The following is a 19,947-nucleotide window of genomic DNA, read 5'->3' as shown; positions in this document are numbered from 1 at the left end:
CGCGGCGTACCGGGCCCGTCCCGTCACGGTCCCTGGCGGCGCGGCACCGCCGCCGTGGTGGCCCGGTGCACCAGGGCCTCCAGCGGGCCGCGGCGGAAGAACCGCCGCCACAGCACCGAGCCCACCAGGGCCGCCACCGCGAGCAGCGCGTACGGGACGAGGGACTGCGGCGCGTGGCCGAAGCCGCCCGGGCCTTCGCCGAGGAACCGGCTGGTGATCACGTCCTGGACGAAGTACCAGGTCATCGCCATCGAGCCCATCGCGGCCGCCGGCCACAACACCCTTTGCCACGGGCCTCGTTCGGTCAGTAGGAGCAGCGCGCCGAGCAGGGCGAGGCAGACGCCGACCAGCCAGAGGATCTGCAGCGCGCTGTACTCCGCGATGCCCGGGCCCGGCTTGGACATCGCCCACAGCTCCGCCCACGGGACCTTCGGCATCGGGGGCAGCTCCGGCAGCACCGGCGGCACGTCCGGCAGCGCGCCGTCAGCGGGCAGCGCCGGCATCGGCGGCATCGGGGGCATCGGCGGCGGGGCCGTCAGCTCGGCCTGGAACCGGTCGATCGCCGCGCCGAGCCCCAGCGGCCCCAGCACCAGCCACGACGCCAGCCAGCCACCGGCCACGATCCCCGCACCGGTGAGCGCCATCCGCACCCGCACCGCGCGCTCGCGCAGGTCGAGGCGGCCGATCGCCAGGCCGGCCAGCAGCAGCGGCAGCGCGTAGAAGGTGTCCACGTTGAACACGTACGACTGGAACACCGCGAGCCAGTCGCCCGGGTGCGCCAGCACCGCCAGGCCCTGCGGCAGTTCCGGCGCGCCCGGCCCCGCCTCGGGCAGGAAGCCCCAGCCCCGGCCGTGGTTCACCCGGGCGATCTGGAACACCGGGGCCGCCACCGCGAACACCCCCGCCGCCGCGAACAGCAGGCGCGCCCGCACCCGCGTCCACGGCAGCAGGAACAGCAGCCACCCGGTGTAGGCGGTGATGATGTTGGGCTTCCCGGAGACCTGCTCGAGGCCCAGGCCCAGCAGGAGCAGCACTCCGGCCCGTACGGCGATCCGGCCACGGGCCCGGCGCAACGCCGTCCCGGCGAACGGCCGCGCGCCGCCGGTCATCAGCGCGACGGACACGCCCGCCAGGAGGAAGAAGACGCTGCGGGCGCGGGTGTCGAGGAACCCGTTCAGCCACTCCAGCACCCCGGGCCAGTCGTGCCCGGGCGGCGTGGGCTCCAGCCAGCCCGTCGGCACGAAGTGCATCCACACCATCCCGAGGATCGCCAGGGCCCGCAGCACGTCGACCGCCGGCAGGCGCCGCCCGCCCGGTGCCCCCTCCCGCGCGCGCTCCCGGCGCCCGGCGGCCTTCGGCGCGCGCCCCGCCATCGGTTCGGTGATCACGGCAACTCCTTCGAACGACATCAAGGAGCCGCCACGCTAGGCAGGCGGTATCAGCCCGCCCTTCCCGGAACATGACCGTTGTGTCACAGAGCCGTTGTGTCAAAGCCGTTGTGTTGCGGAGCCCTCGTGTCACGGAGCCGTCGTGTCACGGAGTGCCGGTCCGCCGGCGGGGCCGCCCGGCGAACTGCCGGGTGGCCGCGCCGTGGTGGGGCGGGGTCAGCGGCGCGGGCCGGCGACGAGGTCGCTGAGGCGGACCACGGTGATGTCGAGCTGGCCGTGCCCGTCCTCCCAGCCCGCGACGGCTTCGCAGCCCTCGTCCTCCAGGCCGCACGCCGTGGCGTCCTCCGCCAGGGGCATCAGGCCCTCGTCGCCGTCGGTGCAGAAGAAGCCGAGGTGGGCGCGGAGCCCGGGGTGGGGTATCGCGGCCAGGGCCTCCTGCCAGTCCTCCTCGGGCTCCGCCGAGAAGGGCGTCAGCTCCTCGGGGGTGCGGCCGGTGCCGAGGGCGGCGCGCAGGGCGTCCAGGAGGGTGCCGTCGCAGACGAGCCGGGCGAAGCGGACGCTCCAGGCGCCGGCCAGGGCGGGGGAGGCGAGGTCGACGCCGTACCGCTCGGCCAGCGCGCCGAGGTCGGCGCCGCGCACGAGGGCACGGGTGAAGCAGGCGGCCTCGACGGCGGCGACGAAGCCCTCCGGCAGGTCCGCCCGCAGCGCGTCGGACGGCCGGAACTCGAAGAGCGACCGGCTCGCGTCGAAGTCCGGCGTCCGCTCGGCCTCGTCGAACAGGTAGAGGTCCGCGGCGACCGGGTGCTCGCCGCGCAGGGCCGCCGGGTGCACCCAGGCGGCGTCGCGTTCGAGGCCGGACTCGTCCATCAGGTTGCCGCTGACGCGGGCGGCGTAGACGGCCTTCGGGTCGTACTCCTCCAGCGGCCGGCCGAGCAGGACGGCGAAGGCCTCGGCGAGCAGGCGGTCCCAGTCGGCGTCCGGCGCAGGGGAGTTCACGGGTGCGGTGGGGTCAGTGGTCATGGCGGCACCGTAGCGGCGCCCGCCGACAGCGCCGTGCCCCGGCCCGGCTGTTGTCCGGTGCCGCGTCTGCGCGGGGGCTCACCGCCCGGAACGGGCGGCCTGCCTCTCGCGCAGCACGGCGATCGCCTCCCGGCACCGGCCCCGGTTGCCGCGCTCGAAGGCGAGGCCGCGCAGGCAAGGGGGCCCGGGGCAGGCGCCGCCGGCTCAGTCCAGCACCGCCGCCACCGTCCACGGCGTCCAGTGCCCCGCCGCGCCCGGCCGGGTGGCGAGGTAGCCGGCCGTGCGCCAGGGGCCCCAGCCGTGGGACTCGGCCAGCCCGGCGGCCAGGGTGCGCAGGTAGGGCGGGGTGGGGGCGTTGAGCTCGGCGCCGGCCACGCCCCGGGCGGAGGTGAAGGTCAGCAGCGGGTGCCCGTCCGACTCGCCGACGCGCAGCAGGGTCTCGTAGCGCCCCGGGCCCAGTTCGGCGCGCCCGGTGGCGAGCACCGCGGTGAGGTCGAGGTCGGCGCCGGGGGAGCGGCGCATCTCCTGCGCGACGATGTCACTGAACTGATCGACCGTCACCAGATAGGCACGGCACGGAACTTCTCCGCTCCCACCCGGGTCGTAGAAGGCCGAGCCGCCGCCCCAGGTGGGCGAGCGCCCGGCGAAGTAGAGCGTGCCCGGCAGCGCGGTGGCCACCGTCCGGCGCGGCGCGCTGGGGTCGCGGCTGCCGGGCTGGGCCTGCGCGGCGCCGTCCGGGCACCCGCCGCGCAGGTAGCAGGCGAGGCGGGCGGCGTGCAGGTTCGAGCCGTACGCCACGTACCAGACGAGCACGCTCCCGTTCCGGCCACCGGCACTCCTCCGGGGGCCACCACCTTCAGTGGAATCCCGGCCGGAGCGGCCTTTTCCCGGCCCGTTCACAGCGAGGCTCCGCAGTGCGGGGGGTGAAAGACTCCCACACGAAGATGTGAAAACCGTGAACAGCCCGATGATCCGACCAGAACCCCCCGATTCGGCGGCGCCCCCCTCACTACCTGTACCGTTCCGGTCGCCATGGCGTTCAACACTCTTCCCGCTCCCGTCGCGCTGCTCCGGTATTCGGCGATTACTCTGCACCAGCGAAAACGAGCGAAAACCCGCGAAATGTCATTCGATTCATACCGTCGTCGCTCCCTTGCGACATCGATGATGAGAATTTCCTTTGATCCAATCCTCGCTGCATCCAGCCGACTCCCAGCCGAGTCATGGTGAGTGGGCGCTCTCCCGCAGGTGACCACCCGTCACCCGCCACCACACCCGTACAGCCGCCCGGCCGTACACCCGCACACCCGTACGCGCCCCCAGGACCCCGGAACCAAGGAAACCCATCCATGGACGCACGCCCCGACACGGCCGGCCCAGGCACACTGCACCGCCCCCACCAGGGCCCCGCGGCCGGCTGGCCGGTGGCGCAGGCCGCCCACCCCCGCAGCCTGCTCGACATCATCGCCGCCACCGCCGACGCCCACCCCCACGCGCCCGCGCTCGACACCGGCGACACCGTCCTCGACTACCGCGCCCTGCTCCACGAGGTCGACACCCTCGCCGGACAACTCGCCGCCCACGGCATCGGCCGCGGCGACCGGGTCGGGATCCGCATCCCCTCCGGCACCGCCGACCTCTACACCGCCATCCTCGCCGTGCTGCGCTGCGGCGCCGCCTACGTCCCCGTCGACGCCGACGACCCCGACGAGCGCGCCGAGATGATCTGGCAGGACGCCGCCGTCTGCGCCGTCCTCGGCCCCGGCCGCGCCCTGAACGCCGGCCCCGCCGCCCACCCCTCGGGCCGCCCCGCCTGGCCCGCCCCCGCCGACGACGCCTGGATCATCTTCACCTCCGGCACCACCGGCCGCCCCAAGGGCGTCGCCGTCACCCACCGCAGCGCCGCCGCCTTCGTCGACGCCGAGGCCCGCCTGTTCCTGCAGACCCGCCCGCTCGGCCCCGGCGACCGCGTCCTCGCCGGACTCTCCGTCGCCTTCGACGCCTCCTGCGAGGAGATGTGGCTCGCCTGGCGCCACGGCGCCTGCCTCGTCCCCGCCCCCCGAGCCCTCGTCAAGGCCGGCACCGACCTCGGCCCCTGGCTCGTCACCCGGCGCATCACCGCCGTCTCCACCGTCCCGACCCTGCTCGCCCTGTGGCCGCAGGAGTGCCTGGACGCCGTCCGCCTGATCATCGTCGGCGGCGAGGCCTGCCCCGCCGAACTCGTCGAACGCCTCGCCGTCGAGGGCCGCGAGTTCTGGAACACCTACGGCCCCACCGAGACCACCGTCGTCGCCACCGCCGCCCGCATGCTCCCCGGCAAGCCCGTACGCATCGGCGCCCCCCTCGACGGCTGGGAGATCGCCGTCGTCGACCAGGCCGGCAACCCCGTCCCCTGGCACGCCACCGGCGAACTGCTCATCACCGGCGTCGGCACCGCCCGCTACCTCGACCCCGCCAAGGACGCCGAGAAGTTCAGCGCCCACCCCGCCCTCGCCTCACCCCGCGTCTACCGCAGCGGCGACCTCGTCCGCAACGACCCCGACGGCCTCGTCTTCCTCGGCCGCGCCGACGACCAGGTCAAACTCGGCGGCCGCCGCATCGAACTCGGCGAGATCGACGCCGCCCTCCAAGCCCTGCCCGGCATCCGCGCCGCCGCCGCGGCCGTCCGCAAGACCCCCGCCGGCGCCGACCTCCTCGTCGGCTACCTCGTCGCCCACCCCGGCACCACCCCCGACCTCACCACCGCCCGCCGGCACCTGCTCGAACGCCTGCCCGCCCCGCTGGTGCCCGTCCTCGCCCTCGTCGACTCCCTGCCCACCCGCACCTCCGGCAAAGTCGACCGGGGCGCCCTGCCCTGGCCGCTCGCCACCACCGGAACCGCCGCCACCTCCTCGGCCGAGACCCTCGACGGCACCGCCGGCTGGCTCGCCGGCCACTGGGAACGCCTGCTCGGCACACCCCCAGGCCCCGGCGACGACTTCTTCGCCCTCGGCGGCTCCAGCCTCACCGCCGCCCGCCTCGTCTCCGACCTGCGCACCCGCCACAGCGGCGTCTCCGTCGCCGACCTGTACGCCCACCCCGTCCTCACCGACCTCGCCGCCTACCTCGACACCCTCACCCCCACCACCCCACCCGAAGCCACCACCACCGCCGCCACCACCACCGCCGCCACCGCCACCGCGGCCGTCCGCACCCGCACCGTACGCCGCACCCCCCGCAGCGCCGGCCTGTGGCAGACCCTGCTCCTGCTCGGCATGTTCTCCCTCGCCGGACTGCGCTGGATCCTCGTCCTCATCGCCCTCGACAACCTCACCGGCAGCCACCTCGCCTGGGCCCCCCACAGCTCCTGGTGGCCCGTCGCCGCCGGACTCCTCCTCCTCTACAGCGCCCCCGGCCGCACCCTGCTCGCCGCCGCCGGCGCCCGCCTGCTCACCGCCGGCATCCGCCCCGGCAGCCACCCCCGCGGCGGCCACGTCCACCTGCGCCTGTGGGCCGCCGAACGCCACACCGCCATGTTCGCCACCGCCGCCCTCGCCGGCACCCCCTGGGCCCCCCGCTACGCCCGCGCACTCGGCTGCCGCGTCGGCCCCGGCGTCCAACTCCACACCCTGCCCCCCGTCACCGGCCTCGCCCGCATCGGCGCCAACGCCTGCATCGAACCCGAAGCCGACCTCGCCGGCTGGTGGCTCGACGGCGACACCCTCCACGTCGGCCACCTCGACATCGGCGAAGGCGCCCGCATCGGCCACCGCGCCACCCTCATGCCCGGCGCCCGCATCGGCGCCCGCGCCGAGATCGCCCCCGGCTCCTGCGTCACCGCCACCGTCCCCCCGGGCGAACACTGGACCGGCTCCCCGGCCCGCCCCGCCACCGACGCCCCCACCGACTGGCCGTCAGCCCCGGCACCCGTCACCCGCGGCTGGAACCTCGCCTACGGCGCCGGCTTCGCCGTCCTCGGCCTCGTCCCCATCCTCGCCGCCCTGCCCGCCCTGCTCATCGTCTACCCGATGATCGACACCGACACCACCCTCGCCGACGCCCTCGTCCAACTCCTGCCCGCCACCATCCCCCTCGCCGCCCTCACCCTCGCCTGCTACGCCACCCTCATAGCGCTCCTCGTACGCCTCCTCTCCCGCCCGCTGCGCCCCGGCTTCCACCCCGCCACCGGCCGCGTCGCCTTCTGCGCCTGGGCCGTCAGCCGCCTCAGCGACACCGCCCGGCGCACCCTCTTCCCCTTCTACGCCAGCCTCTTCACCCCCGTGTGGCTGCGCCTGCTCGGCGCCCGCGTCGGACGGCACGTCGAAGCCTCCACCGTGCTCGCCCTGCCCGGCCTGATGCGCGTCGACGACGGCGCCTTCCTCGCCGACGACACCCTCGTCGCCCCCTACGAGCTGCGCGGCGGCTGGCTCCACCTCGGCCCCTCCCACGTCGGACGCCGCTCCTTCGTCGGCAACTCCGGCATCGTCGGCCCCGACCGCCACCTGCCCGCCGGCTCCCTCGTCGGCGTCCTGTCCGACACCCCCGCCCACGCTCCCGAAGGCTCCTCCTGGCTCGGCCGCCCCGCCTTCGCCCTGCCCCGCGTCGCCGACACCGGCGCCGAAGGCCGCACCTACGACCCGCCCCGGCGCCTGATGTGGGCCCGCGCCGGCGTCGAACTCTGCCGACTGCTGCCGATCGTCCTCGCCGCCCTGCTCGGCGACCTCGTCCTCGCCGCCCTCCAGGAACTGCGCGACGACTACGGACTCGGCACCGCCCTCGCCGCCGCCGGACTCGTCCTCACCGCCGCCGCCGTCGTCGCCTGCGCCGTCACCACCGCCGCCAAATGGCTGCTCGTCGGCCGCTTCCGCGTCGCCGAACACCCCCTGTGGTCCTCCTTCGTGTGGCGCAACGAGCTCTACGACACCTTCGTCGAGGAACTCGCCATGCCCTTCGGCGGCCACACCATCACCGGCACCCCCTACCTCAACGCCTGGCTGCGCAGCCTCGGCGCCCGCATCGGACGCGGCGTGTGGTGCGAGACCCACTGGCTGCCCGAGACCGACCTCGTCACCGTCGAAGCCGGCGCCAGCGTCAACCGCGGCACCGTCCTGCAGACCCACCTCTTCCACGACCGGGTGATGCGCCTGGGCCCCGTCCACCTCGCCGCCGGCTCCACCACCGGCCCGCACTCCATCGTCCTGCTCAACTCCACCCTCGGCGCCGGCACCACCGTCGGCCCCGCCTCCCTCGTCATGCGCGGCGAGAACGTCCCCGGCGCCACCCGCTGGCTCGGCAACCCCGTCGCCGCCTGGAACGCCGACCCCACCCCGCCCGCCGGGCGCCGCCGCGGCCGCGGACGCGCCCGAGCCACCGCCGGGGTGTGACCGGGATCACCTTCCGGGGGCGATGAGTTCGCGGTGCGGTCACGGTCCAACCCCGTGACCGCACCGCATTTCCTTGAGAGGACCACGCTCATGACCGCCGCCGTGAAGGGCCCCGCCTCGTACTTCCCGTCCATCGAGAAGAAGTACGGCCGCCCGATCGAGGAGTGGAAGGACCTCATCCGCACCTCCCCGCTCACCAGGCACATGGAACTCGTCGCCTGGCTCAAGACCGACCACGGCCTCGGCCACGGCCACGCCAACGCCCTCGTCGCCCACACCCTCGCCGAGAAGCCCGCCTGAACCGGCCGGTCGCCGTGACGATCGCCGGGATGAAGGTCCGGGTCCACCGCCCCGCGTGAGAAGTCGGCCCGGCCGACTTCCCGCGCGCGGTGGGGGATCACGGGCGCCGGGCCACGAAGACGAACTCCCGCCCCGGCCGGTCGGGCGCGTCGCGCACCTCCTCCACCACGAAGCCGCAGGCGGCCAAGTCCCGTTCGACCTCGCCCCGCTCCCGGAAGCGCAGCGTCGAATCCGAGGTCAGCACCTGCCCGTCCGCGGCGAAGACGTACGTCCACCGGAACGACACCAGAGGCCAACGCACCCCGAGCAGGTGGACCCAGCTCTCGACCGGGCCGACACCCGGGACCTGCGTCACCCGGTGGGAGCGCCCGCGGGTCCACTCCTCCCAGGCGCGGGCGGCCGGATCACGGGTCTCGAAGGCCAGCCGCCCGCCCGGCCGCAGCGCCCCGAAGGCGCCCCGCAGCGTCCCGCGCCACCGGGCCCGGCCGGTGATCTCCTGGGCGACGTTCGCCGTCATCGTCGCCAGGTCGACCCGCAGCGCAGGCAGGCCTGTCGCGTCCCCGTGGATCCACCGCACCTTCGCCGCGCCCGGCTTGGCGCGCGCGACCTCGACGGAGGCGAGCGCGGGATCGACCCCGACGACCTCGATCCCGCGCCCGGCCAGCAGCAGCGCGAACACCCCGGTGCCGCAGCCGATGTCCAGCACCCGGCGCGCTCCGAACTCCTGCGCCATCCGCGCGTAGGCGTCGAGATCGCCGCGATCGGGGTCGAGCGGGTCGTAGAGCGCGGCGAGCCGCGGATGCCCGAAGGATGCGTCAGCCATGGGCCGAGCCTAAGCCTGCCGGGCGGTCGGACAGGTCTACACCACTTCGACAGGTCTACACCACTTCGCCCCAGGCTGCCCGAAACCGGCCGCACCCCACGCCGCCCCCGCCACCCGGCCACCCCGGGGTCCACCAGTAGTGCTACGGCGCGTACGCGCGTGGCCGCAGGCGCCTGGTCCCGGGCCTGTGGTGAGGGCCCGGTGGGGGAACGGGCGGGGGTGTACGAGGGCCGGGGCCGCCGTCGGCACGATCGGGAAGACGGCGGCCCCGGCCCCGGTACGGGTCCGTACGGGCGGGGCATCGACCGCGGTGCCCGTACGGCTGCGGTCGGGACCCATTCCACGACTTCAACAGCACTTGAAGTCAAGCCCCGCCCGAGGCGAGGCCCCGCCCGAGGGTGCCGCTCCCGGGCCGGGTAGCCTCGCTCCCGGCGGGGGCCTGCGGGGGACAGACACGGACAAGACGGACACGGAACGGGTAGGGGCGGGCGGATGACTGAGCAGCAGCACGGCTACTGGCGAGCGTCGGACGGGTCGGCGGTCAGCGCCACCCAGGCGCACATCGTGTGGACCAGGGCGGCCTATCCCGCTCTGGTGGAGGTGGCAGGCCGCTACCACGCGGTGATCAGCTACCAGGACCTGGCCGAGGCGGTGCAGGAGGCCTCCGGGGTGCGCACCCGGATCAACCAGCGGCACTGGATCGGCAAGGTGCTGTCCCTGGTGATCCGCGAGGCGCACCGGCGCGGCGACCCACCGCTGACGGCCCTGGTGGTGCACGCCACGGACGGCAAGGTCGGCCCCGGCTACCAGGAGGTGCTGGCGGTGGCCGGGCAGCCGCCGGTGGCCGCGGAGATGGACCGCGAGCAGCACGCGGCCGCCGCCCGACTGGCCTGCTACCGGCACTTCGGCGCCGACCTGCCCGCCGACGGCGGCATCCCCGCCCTGGCCCCGCGCCTGCGTGCCTCGGTGGAGCGCAAGGCCGCCGCCACCGCCCCGCCGCGCCCGCCGGCGATCTGCCCGAACTGCTTCCTGGAACTGCCCGCGACCCGGGTGTGCGACTCCTGCGGGGCCACCGTCGCGCCGTGAGCGGGCGTGAGCCGGGGCTGCTCGTCCTCGGCCTGGCGACCACGGCCGGCCGCCGCGTCCGCGGGCGCCGACAGCGGCGCCGGCAGGAGGAGCAGGAGCGGCAGCGGGCCGAGGACTGAGCGGACGCCGCGTCACACGGCGGCGGGCAGCCGTCCGGGCATCTGCCAGCCCTCGGCGAGGCGGGAGGGGGACAGGCGCTGCCCGTCGCCGAAGAACTCGCAGAACTTCATGATCAGCGGGTCCCAGCCGACCGGGTCGACGTAGTGGTCGCTGCCGGGCACCAGCAGGCTCTCCTCGACGTGGGCGCGCACCACCGTCACCTCGAAGGCGGTGCACCTGTTGCCGGTCAGCGCCGTCGTCGACGCCACCCGGCACTCCAGCTGCACCGGGCACTCGGCGGCGCGCGGCGCCCGCACCAGCTCGCCGGCCACCTCGGTCAGCCCGGCGGCCTCGAACTTGCGCCGCTCGTGGCGGTAGCCCTGGCGCTGCCGGTACTCGGGAATGTGCGGGTTGGCGGTCAGCAGCGCGAGGGCGTCCACCGCGTCCACCTGCGCGGAGGACGGCAGGTTGAGCACGCACTCGCCCTCGCGCCGCAGGTTGGCGGCGGTCTGGGAGCTGTCGCCCAGGCCCAGTACGCAGGACTGGTTCAGCCACCACGCCGAGGACATCGGCATCAGGTTGGAGCTGCCGTCCTCGTTGCGGGAGCCGATCAGCACCACCGGGGTGCCGAAGTACAGGACCTTGAGATCGATGACCTTGTGCACGGGAACTGCCGTCCTCGGGAAACTCGGAAAACTCGGGAAACGAATCGTTGCTGGTCACGACTGTGCCGCCGCCCCGACGAGGGCGCTGGCGGTGATCGGACATCCAGTTCCGGGACGTTCCCGGAGTTCCCGAGGACGGGGCGGGGGACCCGCCGTCAGCCCACCGGCCCCCGGGCGGCGACCAGCCGGGCCCGGCCGTCACGCAGCCGGTAGGACAGGCCCACCACGGCCACCTTCCCCTCGGCGATCCGCGCGGCCAGCGCCTGCGAGCGCTCCACCAGCAGGTCCACGGTCTGGCGGATGTGCTCGTCCACGATCCCGTCGCCGTCCTCGATGCCCGCCGCCCTGGCGGACAGCACGCTCGGCGTCACCCGCTCCACCACGTCCCGGACGAAGCCGCCCGGCAGCTGCCCCTGCTCCAGGGACTCCAGCGCCGCCGCCACCGCACCGCAGGAGTCGTGCCCCAGCACCACCACCAGCGGGCAGTCCAGCACGCTCACCCCGTACTCGATGCTGCCCAGCGCCTCCGCGCCGGTGACGTGCCCGGCGGTGCGCACCACGAACAGGTCGCCCAGGCCCTGGTCGAAGATGATCTCGGCGGCCAGTCGGGAGTCCGAACAGCCGAACAGCACCGCGAAGGGCCGCTGCGCCGGGGCGAGCGCCGCGCGGCGCCCGGCGTCCTGGTTGGGGTGTTCGGGGCTGCCCGCGACGAACCGGGCGTTGCCCTGCATCATCACCCGCAGCGCCTGGGCGGGGTCGGTCAGGAAGTCGTCCGTCGGGCCGTCGAGCGGGCGGGGCTCGGGGTCGGATATCGGTGTGGGGATCATGCCAGCACCCTAGATCGCCGCAGGTGGAGCCCGCAGCAGGGGGTCACGGGGCGGACGGCCGCAGACCGGGTGCCCACGGGGGGTACGAGCGGGCGTTCGCGGGCGTACGACCGTTTGCCCACGGGGCGTACGGCCGGGTGCCCACGGGGCGTACGGCCGGGTGCCCACGGGGGCGTACGGCCGGGTGTCAGGGGGCGCGCCGCAGGGCCAGGACGGTGACGTCGTCGCGGCTGCGGCCGCCGCTCCAGCGCCGGGCCCGCCGGTCGAGGGCCTCGGGCAGGGCGTCGGCGGGGACGGCGGTGAGGTCGGCCAGGCCCTGCTCGACCGGGTAGAACGTGCCGGAGGCGTCCTGGGCCTCGGTGATGCCGTCGGTGAGCAGCACCAGCACCCCGTCCCCGGGCAGCGCGAAGCGCCGTACCGGGCGCGGCTCGCCGGGGCCGACCAGGGAGGCGAGGCCGAGCGGGATCCCGGCGTCCAGGGGGACGGGCTCCACGCGGCCGTCCGGGCGCAGCAGGTAGGGGGAGAGGTGGCCGCAGTTGACGGCCCGCACCTCGGTGGCATCCCCGGCCCCGCCGCCGCGGCCGTTCCCGCCGGGGCTACCCCCGTCGCCGTCGCCCTCGCCCTCGCCGCCGTCGCCGCCGACGCACAGCACGGTGGCGGTGACGAACCGTTCCTGCTCGCCGCTCTGCACCGCGTAGGCGTTGTGCCGCTCCACCGCCGCCTCCAGGGCGTCGGCCACGGCGGGCAGGTGCGCCTCGCGGAAGGCCGCCTCCCGGAAGGCGCTCAGCACCGCGAAGCCCGTCCCGATCGCGGGCAGGCCCTTGCCCTGGACGTCGCCGACCAGCACCCGGGTGCCGTGCGGGGTGTCGGCAACGTCGTACAGGTCGCCGCCGACCATGGCGTCCTCCTCCACCGGCCGGTACAGCCCGTCCAGCCGCACGTCCGGGGTGGTGACGGGCAGCGGGCGCAGCAGCTGGCGCTGGAGGGCCACGGCGCTCTGCCGCATCCGGGACAGCTGCCGCTCGCGCCGCACCCGCCGCGCGCACAGGCCGATCACGGCGACCTGCGCGGCGATCACGACCAGCAGGGTCCCCAGGCGGGCCGACAGGTCCCCGGGCGGGAACAGCACCGAGTGGACCACGATCACGGCCGTCACCCACACCGAGGCGGCCACCGTCTGGGCGACGGTGCCCAGGCCCGCCAGCAGCGCGGGCAGCAGCACCAGCTGCAGGACCAGACGGGAGTTGCTGCCGCTGGCCACCACCTGGACGAGCAGCACGACGGCGGTGACGGCCAGCACCGCGAACGCCACCGTCCCGTTGCCGGGCGCGCGCAGGGAGGTGTCGTCGCTGTCCACCCGCCGCCCTCTCGCCGTGACCGTTCCTCCCCAGGGTGGTCGGCGCGGCGGGGCGGGCGCGAGCGGGCTGCGCCGGGCGGGGGACACCGCCTGTCGGTGCGGGCCGGTACGGTGGCCGGTGTGTCGCCCCCGCCCACGCCCCCAGCCTCGGCCTCGCCCGCGCCTTCGTCCTCGCCTGCGCCCACGCCTTCGTCCGCGCTCGCGCCTTCGTCCTCGTCGTCCTCCGCCGGCCGGGTGCCGCTCGACGACCTCGTACGGCTGCGCCGGGCCCGGGACCGGATGGACCGCGAGTACGCGCAGCCGCTGGACGTGCAGGCGCTGGCCCGCACCGCGCTGATGTCCTCCGGCCACTTCTCGCGCAGCTTCCGCGCCGCGTACGGCGAGACCCCGTACAGCTACCTCATGACCCGCCGGATCGAGCGGGCCAAGGCGCTGCTGCGGCGCGGGGACCTGAGCGTGACGGAGGTGTGCATGGCGGTGGGCTGCACCTCACTGGGCTCCTTCAGCACCCGCTTCACCGAGTTGGTCGGGCAGAGCCCCAGCGCCTACCGGGCCCGCGACCACGAGCAGGGCGCGGCGATCCCGGCCTGCGTCGCCAAGGTCCGCACCCGCCCGGTGCGGCGCCCGGACGCCAAGGGGGCCCAGGGGGCCCAGGGGGCTCACGGAGCCCAGGGCGCGGGCGGCGCCGAACGGTAGCGTGAGGGGCATGAGCATCGAACTCGCGCAGTGCTTCATCGCCGTCGACGACCACGACCGGGCGCTCGCCTTCTACCGCGACGTCCTCGGCTTCGAGGTCCGCAACGACGTCGCCTTCGAGGGCATGCGCTGGGTCACCGTCGGCTCGCCCGACCAGCCCGGCGTGGAGATCGTCCTGGAGCCCCCGCTGGCCGACCCGCACGCCTCCGAGGCCGACCGCCGGGCCGCCGCCGAACTCCTCGCCAAGGGCCTGCTGCGCGGCGTCATCTTCCGCACCGACGACTGCGACGCCACCTTCGAGCGGCTGCGCGCGGCCGGCGCCGAGGTCCTCCAGGAGCCGATGGACCAGCCCTACGGGGTGCGCGACTGCGCCTTCCGCGACCCGTCGGGCAACATGCTGCGCTTCAACCAGCCGCGCGCGAAGTAGCCGCGCACGAAGCGGCCTTCACGGCGGCCGGTCGAACGGCCGGAGGCGTACGGCGGCTCAGACGGGCTGGAGCCGGGTGCGCAGGAGGCAGAACTCGTTGCCCTCAGGGTCGGCCAGGACGTGCCAGTGGGCGTCGGCGGGCTGGCCGATGTCGACGGGCTTGGCGCCGAGCGCGAGCAGCCGCTCCAGCTCGGCGTCCTGGTCGCGGTCGGTGGGGTTGACGTCGATGTGCAGCCGGAGCTTGCCGGGCCGCGGCTCGCTGTTGGGCATGAAGAAGAGGGTGGGCTGCGGGCCGCCGAAGCCGGTGCCGGGCGGCCCGATCTCGACGCAGCCGCCGGCCTCGCGGCCGACCTCGACGTAGCCGAGCACCTCACTCCAGAACGCGGCGAGCCGCTCGACGTCGGCGGCTTCGATGACCAGTTCACTGATACGGCATGCCATGGTCCGTCAGCCTACGGCGATCATCGGACGGCGCAAGCGATTTGATCAACGGGAGGCGCGTGGAGGCGCGGGCGGCGCGCGGGCGGACACCCCGCACGGTGCCCTGGTGCACCGTGCGGGGTGTCCGGTCCGGGGGTCGGGTTCAGCTGTTGGCGGGCTTGAGCTTCGCGAGCGAGGCGGCGATGTTGTCGACGGCCTGCTCGACGTGCTCGGGGGTGTCGGCGGTGTAACACAGCCGGAAGTACCCGGGCTTGGGGCAGTGCATCTCCCCGCCGGGCAGCAGGGTGACGCTCGCGTCCTTCGCCAGGTACGCCCCCAGGAGGGCCTCGCGCTGGTCGATCTCGTGGTTGATCGACACCAGGTCCGGGGGGAACGCCTTGTCCAGGTAGGCGCTCAGGTCGAGCAGGAAGAACTGGGCGGCGTTGCGGGACTTCTCCTTCTCGCCGACGTACGGGATCTTCTTGGCCTGGAGCCGCTTGGCGGTGCGGTCGAACGCGCTCTTGAGGAGCTTGGCGTACTCCGCCATGAGCGTCTTGGGGAAGTCGCTCGGCTTGCCGTCGTCGGCGACGAACAGCTTGCGCACGTAGGCGCTCTTGAGGGAGTCGAGCGGGCCGAACCAGGCCAGCGACTTCAGCGTCTCGTCGCCCTGCATGACCTTGCGGACGTCGTTCGACTTGGAGACGAGGAAGCCGATCCGGAAGCCGGACAGCCCGAAGTCCTTGGTCAGCCCGTACACGAGGTGGATGCGGTCGGGGTCGGTGCGGTAGGCGTCCGTCGACAGGACGCTGTGGAAGCCGTCGGTGCCGGTGCTCTGCGAGTAGGAGTAGATCTCGTCGGAGACGACGTGCATCTGCTTGTCCAGCGCCCACCGGCAGACGTCGTCCAGCAGCTCCTTGCCGTAGTTGACGCCGAGCGGGTTGTGCGGGTTGGTCAGGACCAGGAGCTTGGGCTTGGGCTCGGAGGCGGCGTCGTACGCCTTCTGCAGGGCGGGCACCGACAGTGTGAAGCGGTCGTCCCCGTCGAGGCGCACGGGCACGCACTGCAGCCCGGGCCGCTGCTCGAAGCACCACAGGAAGCCGGGCCAGAACGGCGCCGGCAGCATGACCCGGTCGCCCGGCTTCAGCACCCCGCCGTGGATCAGCCCGAGCGCCAGGCACTCCAGGGCCCCCGAACCGCCGGCGGTCGCGAACACGTCCTCCTTAGGGTCGATGCCGTCCGGGAACCTGAGGTTCAGGAACCTGGTGATCGGGTCGAGCAGCTCCTGCACGCCGTAGGGCGGCAGCGCGTACTTGGCGTCCTGCTCCGTCAGCTTGATCTTGGAGAAGACGTGCTCGTTCAGCAGGTCGAACAGGAGCACGTTGTTCGCGATGCCGAGGTTGTAGACGTATTTCGGGATGATCTTGTCGTAGTAGGCCAGGCGCTCCTCGGGATCGGCGATCCGGTGCAGGCGCGCCATGGCCAGCGCCTGTTCGACGCTCGCGACGAGTGCGGTGGCGTCCACGTCCTGTTCGGTGTCGTTCCTGGTGATGCTCTGGGTCATTGTCCGTACCTCCGTGCGGGTCTGCGGGTCTGCGGGTCTGCGGGGGAGTGGGGGAGTGGGCCGGGCTTCCTTTCTCTCCCCTCCCCACGGATTCGGCCCCTGCTGGTAACCCGCGCGGATGAGACCGAAGGCCCCGCCCGACCCGCCCGTGATCACGGCCCGATGCGCACCCCCGTACGGCACCATGGTCCGATGGACAGCACTCGACAGACGGTCAGTTCCGGCTCGCCCCTCGAACCGCGGATCGGCTTCTCCCGGGCCGTGCGCAAGGGCGACTACGTCGCGGTCGCGGGAACCGCCCCGCTCGGCGAGGACGGCACGACCGTCGGCCAGGGCGACGTCCACGCCCAGACCGTCCGCTGCCTGGACATCGCCGAGGCCGCCCTGCGGGAGGCGGGCGCCACGCTCGCGGACGTCGTACGGACCCGCATCATGCTCACCGACATGAGCCAGTGGCGGGAGGCGGCGCGCGCCCACGGCGAGCGCTTCGCGCTCATCCGGCCGGTCACCACCTTCGTGGAGGTGTCGCGCTTCATCGACGAGCGGTGGCTGGTGGAGGTCGAGGTGGACGCGGTCGTCGGATAGCGGGGGGTGGGGGCGCGGGGCGGGCGCGGGGGCGGCCGGCGGGCCGGGGGAAGCACACCCGGCGCCCCGCACCGGCTGGACCGGGTGCTGCCGCGGATCACCTTCTCGCACGGACGGGCGCCTCGCGTGCCCCGGCCCGGCCGGGGTGCCCTCTGCGGTGGCGGCGTCGGGTCCAGCGCCCCGGGCGCGGCGCCGGCGGGAACGGCGGTGACGAGGGCGAGGGCGATGCCGGCCGAGGCGGCGAACCGCCTGGCTATGTCCATGCACATGACAGGTCCTTTGTGCTGGAGGTGGGGCCGGGCGGGCGCGCCCCATGGGCGGCGCCCGCCCGTCGGTGTGCCCCGTGGACGACTTTGCGAGTGGGCTTGATGGTCGGGGCGCATGCGAATCCGACTGCACGTCGGTGTCGGTGAAACGGCCTAGCGACGCAGGGCGAGGACGGCGGTCAGGGCGCTGACCGCCGGGCCGCCGAGGAGCAGGGCGGCCAGGTGGCGGGGCCGGGACCGCAGGGTCACGCGGAAGCCGCCCACGCGGAACTCCAGGAACGGGCGTGAGGGGCGTTGCTGTCGGGGCATGGGGATCTCCGTGGATGAGGCAACTCGGTACAGCGCCCATCACAATGGTTTGCACGGTGGTTGCGTCAGGTCGCAACCACAACGTGCGGTGGGAGAGCGCAACTTGCCGAGGGTGCAAATTGGAGAGCCACACGGAGTTCCCGTACGGAGGGGACTGGCCCCGCTGGACGAGCGGCTGTCGGAGCCGGAGCGGCGCTGTGCGGAGTGCCTGCGCGAAATGAGGCAGCGGACCGGCCTGACCTCGGAGGAACTGGCCGAACGGCTGGGTGTCGACAGGACCCGGCTGTCGAAGTTCCTCAATGGTCGGGAGGTGCCCCGCCTGGAGATCGTCACCCGGCTCCAGCGCCTGGCGGCCGAGTGCGAGGGGGTGGAGGTCTCACCGGCTGAGGCCTCGCAGATCCGGGCATTGGTGTACGCGGCGGCGTGTGTGCGAAGTCCGCTGCAGGCCCGTGAGTTCGAGCTCGCCGCGGCTCGCGAGGACCTCGATCTCCACCGTGCCGAGGCCCTTCAGCAGATGGCCGATCTCCAGCGGGAACTGCACGACGAGCGCAAGCGGCGCCAGGACGCGGAGGACGCGCTGGAGGAATTCGCCTTCCGCAGCCGGGAGGAGAACCGCGCGCTGGTGGAGGAGCGGGATGCCGCACTCGAACGCATCACGCAACTGGAGGACCAGATCCGGCAGGCGGGGGCCGTGCTCAGGCTGCGCGAGCGGGACGCCGAGACGCTCGACCAGATCACCCGTGCCACGGACGCCGAGCTCGCCCTGTGGGAGAGCAATGGCACGGGTGATCTGGCGGGAATCTGCGCCACGGTCGTCTATCTGCGTGATGCCGATGAGGACGATGCCGCAGATCGCCTCATCGAGCAGATCGTTCTCGGCCATCCTGTCGTGGACGTCGTACGTCTTGTCGACGAGCTCAAGTCCATGAACCGCTTCTACGAAGCCGTCGACACCAGGCGCGCACTTGCCGAGCGACGGAAGCCCATCGATCTCTTTCGCTGGCTCTCCGCCGAGGACAGGTATGGGCAGGCACGTGTGAGTGTCCTGGCTGCGGTGGCCACTTATGCGTCGGAGGAACATCTCGTCCGGCTCTACAAGGCATGTAACGACCACGGCAATATGGACCTGGACTTCGATCTCGTGAAGGCCATGGTCGCGCGGGGGCGGGCGGTCGTGAAGAACAGCGGCGACCGTTGGTCCGAGGGTCTCCAAAGTAGGCTGACCGCTTTGCAGAACTCACTGGCTCAGCAGACGGTGTCGGAGGCCGGCAGTGCGCCCGTGGACAGGTAGGTGTCGACGGCGCTGTCGGCGCAGGGGTTGTAGGCGTTGAGGTAGAGGGTGTGGACGCGGCCCGGGACGGTGAGCAGGCGGGAGCCCGGGAGGCGGGAGTGCAGGGCGAGGGCGCCCTGGTAGGGGGCGTGGGTGTCGCCGGTGGCGTGGAGCTGGAGGGCGGGGACGGCGTTGCGGACCTCGACGGGCGGCTCCGGCGGGGCGGTGCGCCAGGAGGCGCACGGGGTGGGGGCGTTGTAGACCGGGCCGAACAGCGGCTGGGTGGGGCGGGAGCGTTCGACGGCGGCGCGGTACCACGGTGCCGAGCGCGGCATCGCCACGTCGTCGCACAGGATGCCGATCGTCGACGAGAGGCCGGCGCCGGCCTCCGGGGCCGGGGTGAGGAGCAGCGTCAGCAGCTGGTGCAGGGCCGGGTCCGCCTGGACGGGCCTGCCGTCGGCGGCGTCCAGCAGTTGGCGCAGCACCTGCGCGTAGGTGGCGTTGTCGCGGTCGTCGCTCTGGCAGACGGCGAGCAGCACCGGCAGCAGGGCCCCGTCGAGGTGGAAGCCGTCGACGGTGATCGGCGCGGCCTCGGCCCGGCGTGCCAGTCCCTCGACGGTGGCCCGCACCGCCGCCGGGGTGGCGCCCAGGTGGTGGACGGCGTCCTGTGGGGCGGCCCAGGCGGCGAAGTCGTCCAGGGCGCGCTCGTTGGCGCCGGCCATGTCCTGGAACGCCCCGACGCCGTACCGCGCCGGGTCGAGGGCGCTGTCCAGCACCAGCCGGTCCACGCGCTGCGGGAACAGCTGCGCGTACACCGCGCCCAGCAGCGCGCCGTAGGACTGGCCGAAGAAGGAGGTCCGCTGTTCGCCCAGCGCGGCGCGCAGCACGTCGACGTCCCGGGCGGTGTTGCGGGTGGTCAGGTGGGGCAGCAGGTCGGGGTACTTGGTCCAGCAGGCGTCCGCGTCGGCCTTGGCCAGGCGCCAGGCCTGCTCGAAGGTTGTTCCGGTGCTGCCGGTCGATCGCAGCCAAGTGCCGCGTGTCAGACCGCAGTTCAGGCCGCTGCTGGCGCCGACGCCGCGCGGGTCCATGCCGATGATGTCGTAGGCCGCCGCCGCGGGCGCCAGCCGCTCCCGCAGCGCGACCGGCAGGTCCAGCCCGCGCTCGCCGGGGCCGCCCGGGTTGGTCTGGAGGATGCCGCGGCGCCCGGCCGGGTCGGCGGACCTGATCCGGGAGACGGCCAGGGAGAGGGTGCGGCCCCGCGGCTCGCGGTAGTCCAGCGGGACGGTCAGGGCCGCGCATTCGGCGCCGGCGGCGGCCAACTGCGGCTCCTGGCAGGCGGACCAGGCGAGCGGCTGGCGGCGGAAGCGCTCCAGCGGGTCGGCGCCGGACGGTATGGAGGAGGCGGGGGCGGCCGCGGTGAGCACGGTGGCCGCGGACAGGGCGAGGACGCTGGCGAGCGCCGGTGCGGTCTTCATGTCGGCCAGC

The 19,947-nt window shown here is 74.1% G+C and carries 19 protein-coding genes; 8 read left to right on the top strand and 11 right to left on the bottom strand.

Annotated features, from left to right (window positions below; all coding sequences use genetic code 11):
* Positions 1-23: 23 nt before the first annotated feature.
* From ACZ5OX_RS33395 to ACZ5OX_RS33385, 3 genes are all read right to left on the bottom strand, one after another.
* Positions 24-1,388 (bottom strand): DUF418 domain-containing protein, encoded by a 1,365-nt coding sequence (locus ACZ5OX_RS33395; protein ID WP_465635265.1) that lies wholly within the window; start codon positions 1,386-1,388, stop codon positions 24-26.
* 216 nt (positions 1,389-1,604) lie between these two features.
* Positions 1,605-2,408 carry a hypothetical protein gene (locus ACZ5OX_RS33390; RefSeq protein WP_465635263.1) on the bottom strand — a complete coding sequence of 268 codons (804 nt, stop codon included), beginning with the start codon at positions 2,406-2,408 and terminating at the stop codon, positions 1,605-1,607.
* A 204-nt stretch (positions 2,409-2,612) separates the two neighbouring features.
* Positions 2,613-3,221 carry a histone deacetylase gene (locus tag ACZ5OX_RS33385; protein ID WP_465635261.1) on the bottom strand — a complete coding sequence of 203 codons (609 nt, stop codon included), beginning with the start codon at positions 3,219-3,221 and terminating at the stop codon, positions 2,613-2,615.
* Between the two features lie 536 nt (positions 3,222-3,757).
* On the opposite strand from ACZ5OX_RS33385, the gene ACZ5OX_RS33380 reads away from it, so the two are divergent.
* Together ACZ5OX_RS33380 and ACZ5OX_RS33375 are read left to right on the top strand one after the other, a co-directional pair.
* Positions 3,758-7,771: a Pls/PosA family non-ribosomal peptide synthetase gene (locus ACZ5OX_RS33380; RefSeq protein ID WP_465635259.1), complete on the top strand. Its 4,014-nt coding sequence runs from the start codon at positions 3,758-3,760 to the stop codon at positions 7,769-7,771.
* A gap of 90 nt (positions 7,772-7,861) precedes the next feature.
* Positions 7,862-8,071 (top strand): DUF4287 domain-containing protein, encoded by a 210-nt coding sequence (locus tag ACZ5OX_RS33375; protein WP_465635257.1) that lies wholly within the window; start codon positions 7,862-7,864, stop codon positions 8,069-8,071.
* Between the two features lie 97 nt (positions 8,072-8,168).
* Here the strand turns inward: ACZ5OX_RS33375 and ACZ5OX_RS33370 are convergent, their stop codons facing one another.
* On the bottom strand, positions 8,169-8,894 hold the full coding sequence (locus tag ACZ5OX_RS33370; RefSeq protein WP_465635256.1) for a class I SAM-dependent methyltransferase: 726 nt from the start codon (positions 8,892-8,894) through the stop codon (positions 8,169-8,171).
* A 492-nt stretch (positions 8,895-9,386) separates the two neighbouring features.
* Here ACZ5OX_RS33370 and ACZ5OX_RS33365 point away from each other — a divergent pair, with 492 nt between their 5' ends.
* Entirely contained in the window at positions 9,387-9,980 is a 594-nt protein-coding gene (locus ACZ5OX_RS33365; protein ID WP_465635254.1) for a hypothetical protein, read from the top strand.
* Positions 9,977-10,099 carry a hypothetical protein gene (locus ACZ5OX_RS33360; protein WP_465635253.1) on the top strand — a complete coding sequence of 41 codons (123 nt, stop codon included), beginning with the start codon at positions 9,977-9,979 and terminating at the stop codon, positions 10,097-10,099. Before ACZ5OX_RS33365 ends, ACZ5OX_RS33360 begins: the two co-directional genes overlap by 4 nt.
* 12 nt (positions 10,100-10,111) lie before the next feature.
* Here ACZ5OX_RS33360 and ACZ5OX_RS33355 read toward each other — a convergent pair whose 3' ends face one another.
* The 3 genes from ACZ5OX_RS33355 to ACZ5OX_RS33345 form a co-directional block, all read right to left on the bottom strand.
* Positions 10,112-10,744 (bottom strand): flavin reductase family protein, encoded by a 633-nt coding sequence (locus tag ACZ5OX_RS33355; protein WP_465635251.1) that lies wholly within the window; start codon positions 10,742-10,744, stop codon positions 10,112-10,114.
* Between the two features lie 155 nt (positions 10,745-10,899).
* Positions 10,900-11,478, bottom strand: a complete 579-nt coding sequence (locus tag ACZ5OX_RS33350; RefSeq protein WP_465635423.1) for a carbonic anhydrase — start codon at positions 11,476-11,478, stop codon at positions 10,900-10,902.
* A 280-nt stretch (positions 11,479-11,758) separates the two neighbouring features.
* Positions 11,759-12,928: a PP2C family protein-serine/threonine phosphatase gene (locus ACZ5OX_RS33345; protein ID WP_465635249.1), complete on the bottom strand. Its 1,170-nt coding sequence runs from the start codon at positions 12,926-12,928 to the stop codon at positions 11,759-11,761.
* 279 nt (positions 12,929-13,207) lie between these two features.
* Between ACZ5OX_RS33345 and ACZ5OX_RS33340 the strand changes: the two genes are divergently transcribed.
* Positions 13,208-13,624 (top strand): helix-turn-helix transcriptional regulator, encoded by a 417-nt coding sequence (locus tag ACZ5OX_RS33340; RefSeq protein ID WP_465635421.1) that lies wholly within the window; start codon positions 13,208-13,210, stop codon positions 13,622-13,624.
* Between the two features lie 10 nt (positions 13,625-13,634).
* Positions 13,635-14,051: a VOC family protein gene (locus ACZ5OX_RS33335; RefSeq protein WP_449791934.1), complete on the top strand. Its 417-nt coding sequence runs from the start codon at positions 13,635-13,637 to the stop codon at positions 14,049-14,051.
* 57 nt (positions 14,052-14,108) lie between these two features.
* On the opposite strand, the gene ACZ5OX_RS33330 is transcribed toward ACZ5OX_RS33335, so the two are convergent.
* Together ACZ5OX_RS33330 and ACZ5OX_RS33325 are read right to left on the bottom strand one after the other, a co-directional pair.
* Positions 14,109-14,492, bottom strand: a complete 384-nt coding sequence (locus ACZ5OX_RS33330; RefSeq protein ID WP_465635247.1) for a VOC family protein — start codon at positions 14,490-14,492, stop codon at positions 14,109-14,111.
* A 142-nt stretch (positions 14,493-14,634) separates the two neighbouring features.
* On the bottom strand, positions 14,635-16,032 hold the full coding sequence (locus tag ACZ5OX_RS33325; protein WP_465635245.1) for a pyridoxal phosphate-dependent aminotransferase: 1,398 nt from the start codon (positions 16,030-16,032) through the stop codon (positions 14,635-14,637).
* A gap of 192 nt (positions 16,033-16,224) precedes the next feature.
* On the opposite strand from ACZ5OX_RS33325, the gene ACZ5OX_RS33320 reads away from it, so the two are divergent.
* Complete coding sequence (locus ACZ5OX_RS33320) at positions 16,225-16,617, top strand: RidA family protein (protein WP_449791931.1); 393 nt, start codon at positions 16,225-16,227, stop codon at positions 16,615-16,617.
* A gap of 419 nt (positions 16,618-17,036) precedes the next feature.
* Here the strand turns inward: ACZ5OX_RS33320 and ACZ5OX_RS33315 are convergent, their stop codons facing one another.
* Positions 17,037-17,192, bottom strand: a complete 156-nt coding sequence (locus ACZ5OX_RS33315; RefSeq protein WP_465635243.1) for a hypothetical protein — start codon at positions 17,190-17,192, stop codon at positions 17,037-17,039.
* Between ACZ5OX_RS33315 and ACZ5OX_RS33310 the strand changes: the two genes are divergently transcribed.
* Entirely contained in the window at positions 17,191-18,483 is a 1,293-nt protein-coding gene (locus ACZ5OX_RS33310) for a helix-turn-helix domain-containing protein (RefSeq protein WP_465635241.1), read from the top strand. The genes ACZ5OX_RS33315 and ACZ5OX_RS33310 overlap by 2 nt on opposite strands.
* Here ACZ5OX_RS33310 and ACZ5OX_RS33305 read toward each other — a convergent pair.
* On the bottom strand, positions 18,438-19,937 hold the full coding sequence (locus ACZ5OX_RS33305; protein ID WP_465635239.1) for an alpha/beta hydrolase: 1,500 nt from the start codon (positions 19,935-19,937) through the stop codon (positions 18,438-18,440). The two genes, ACZ5OX_RS33310 and ACZ5OX_RS33305, sit on opposite strands and share 46 nt — an antisense overlap.
* Positions 19,938-19,947: the final 10 nt, after the last annotated feature.

The organism is Kitasatospora sp. NPDC032121, from assembly GCF_055580145.1.
This window is presented reverse-complemented; position numbering and strand designations above follow the sequence as displayed.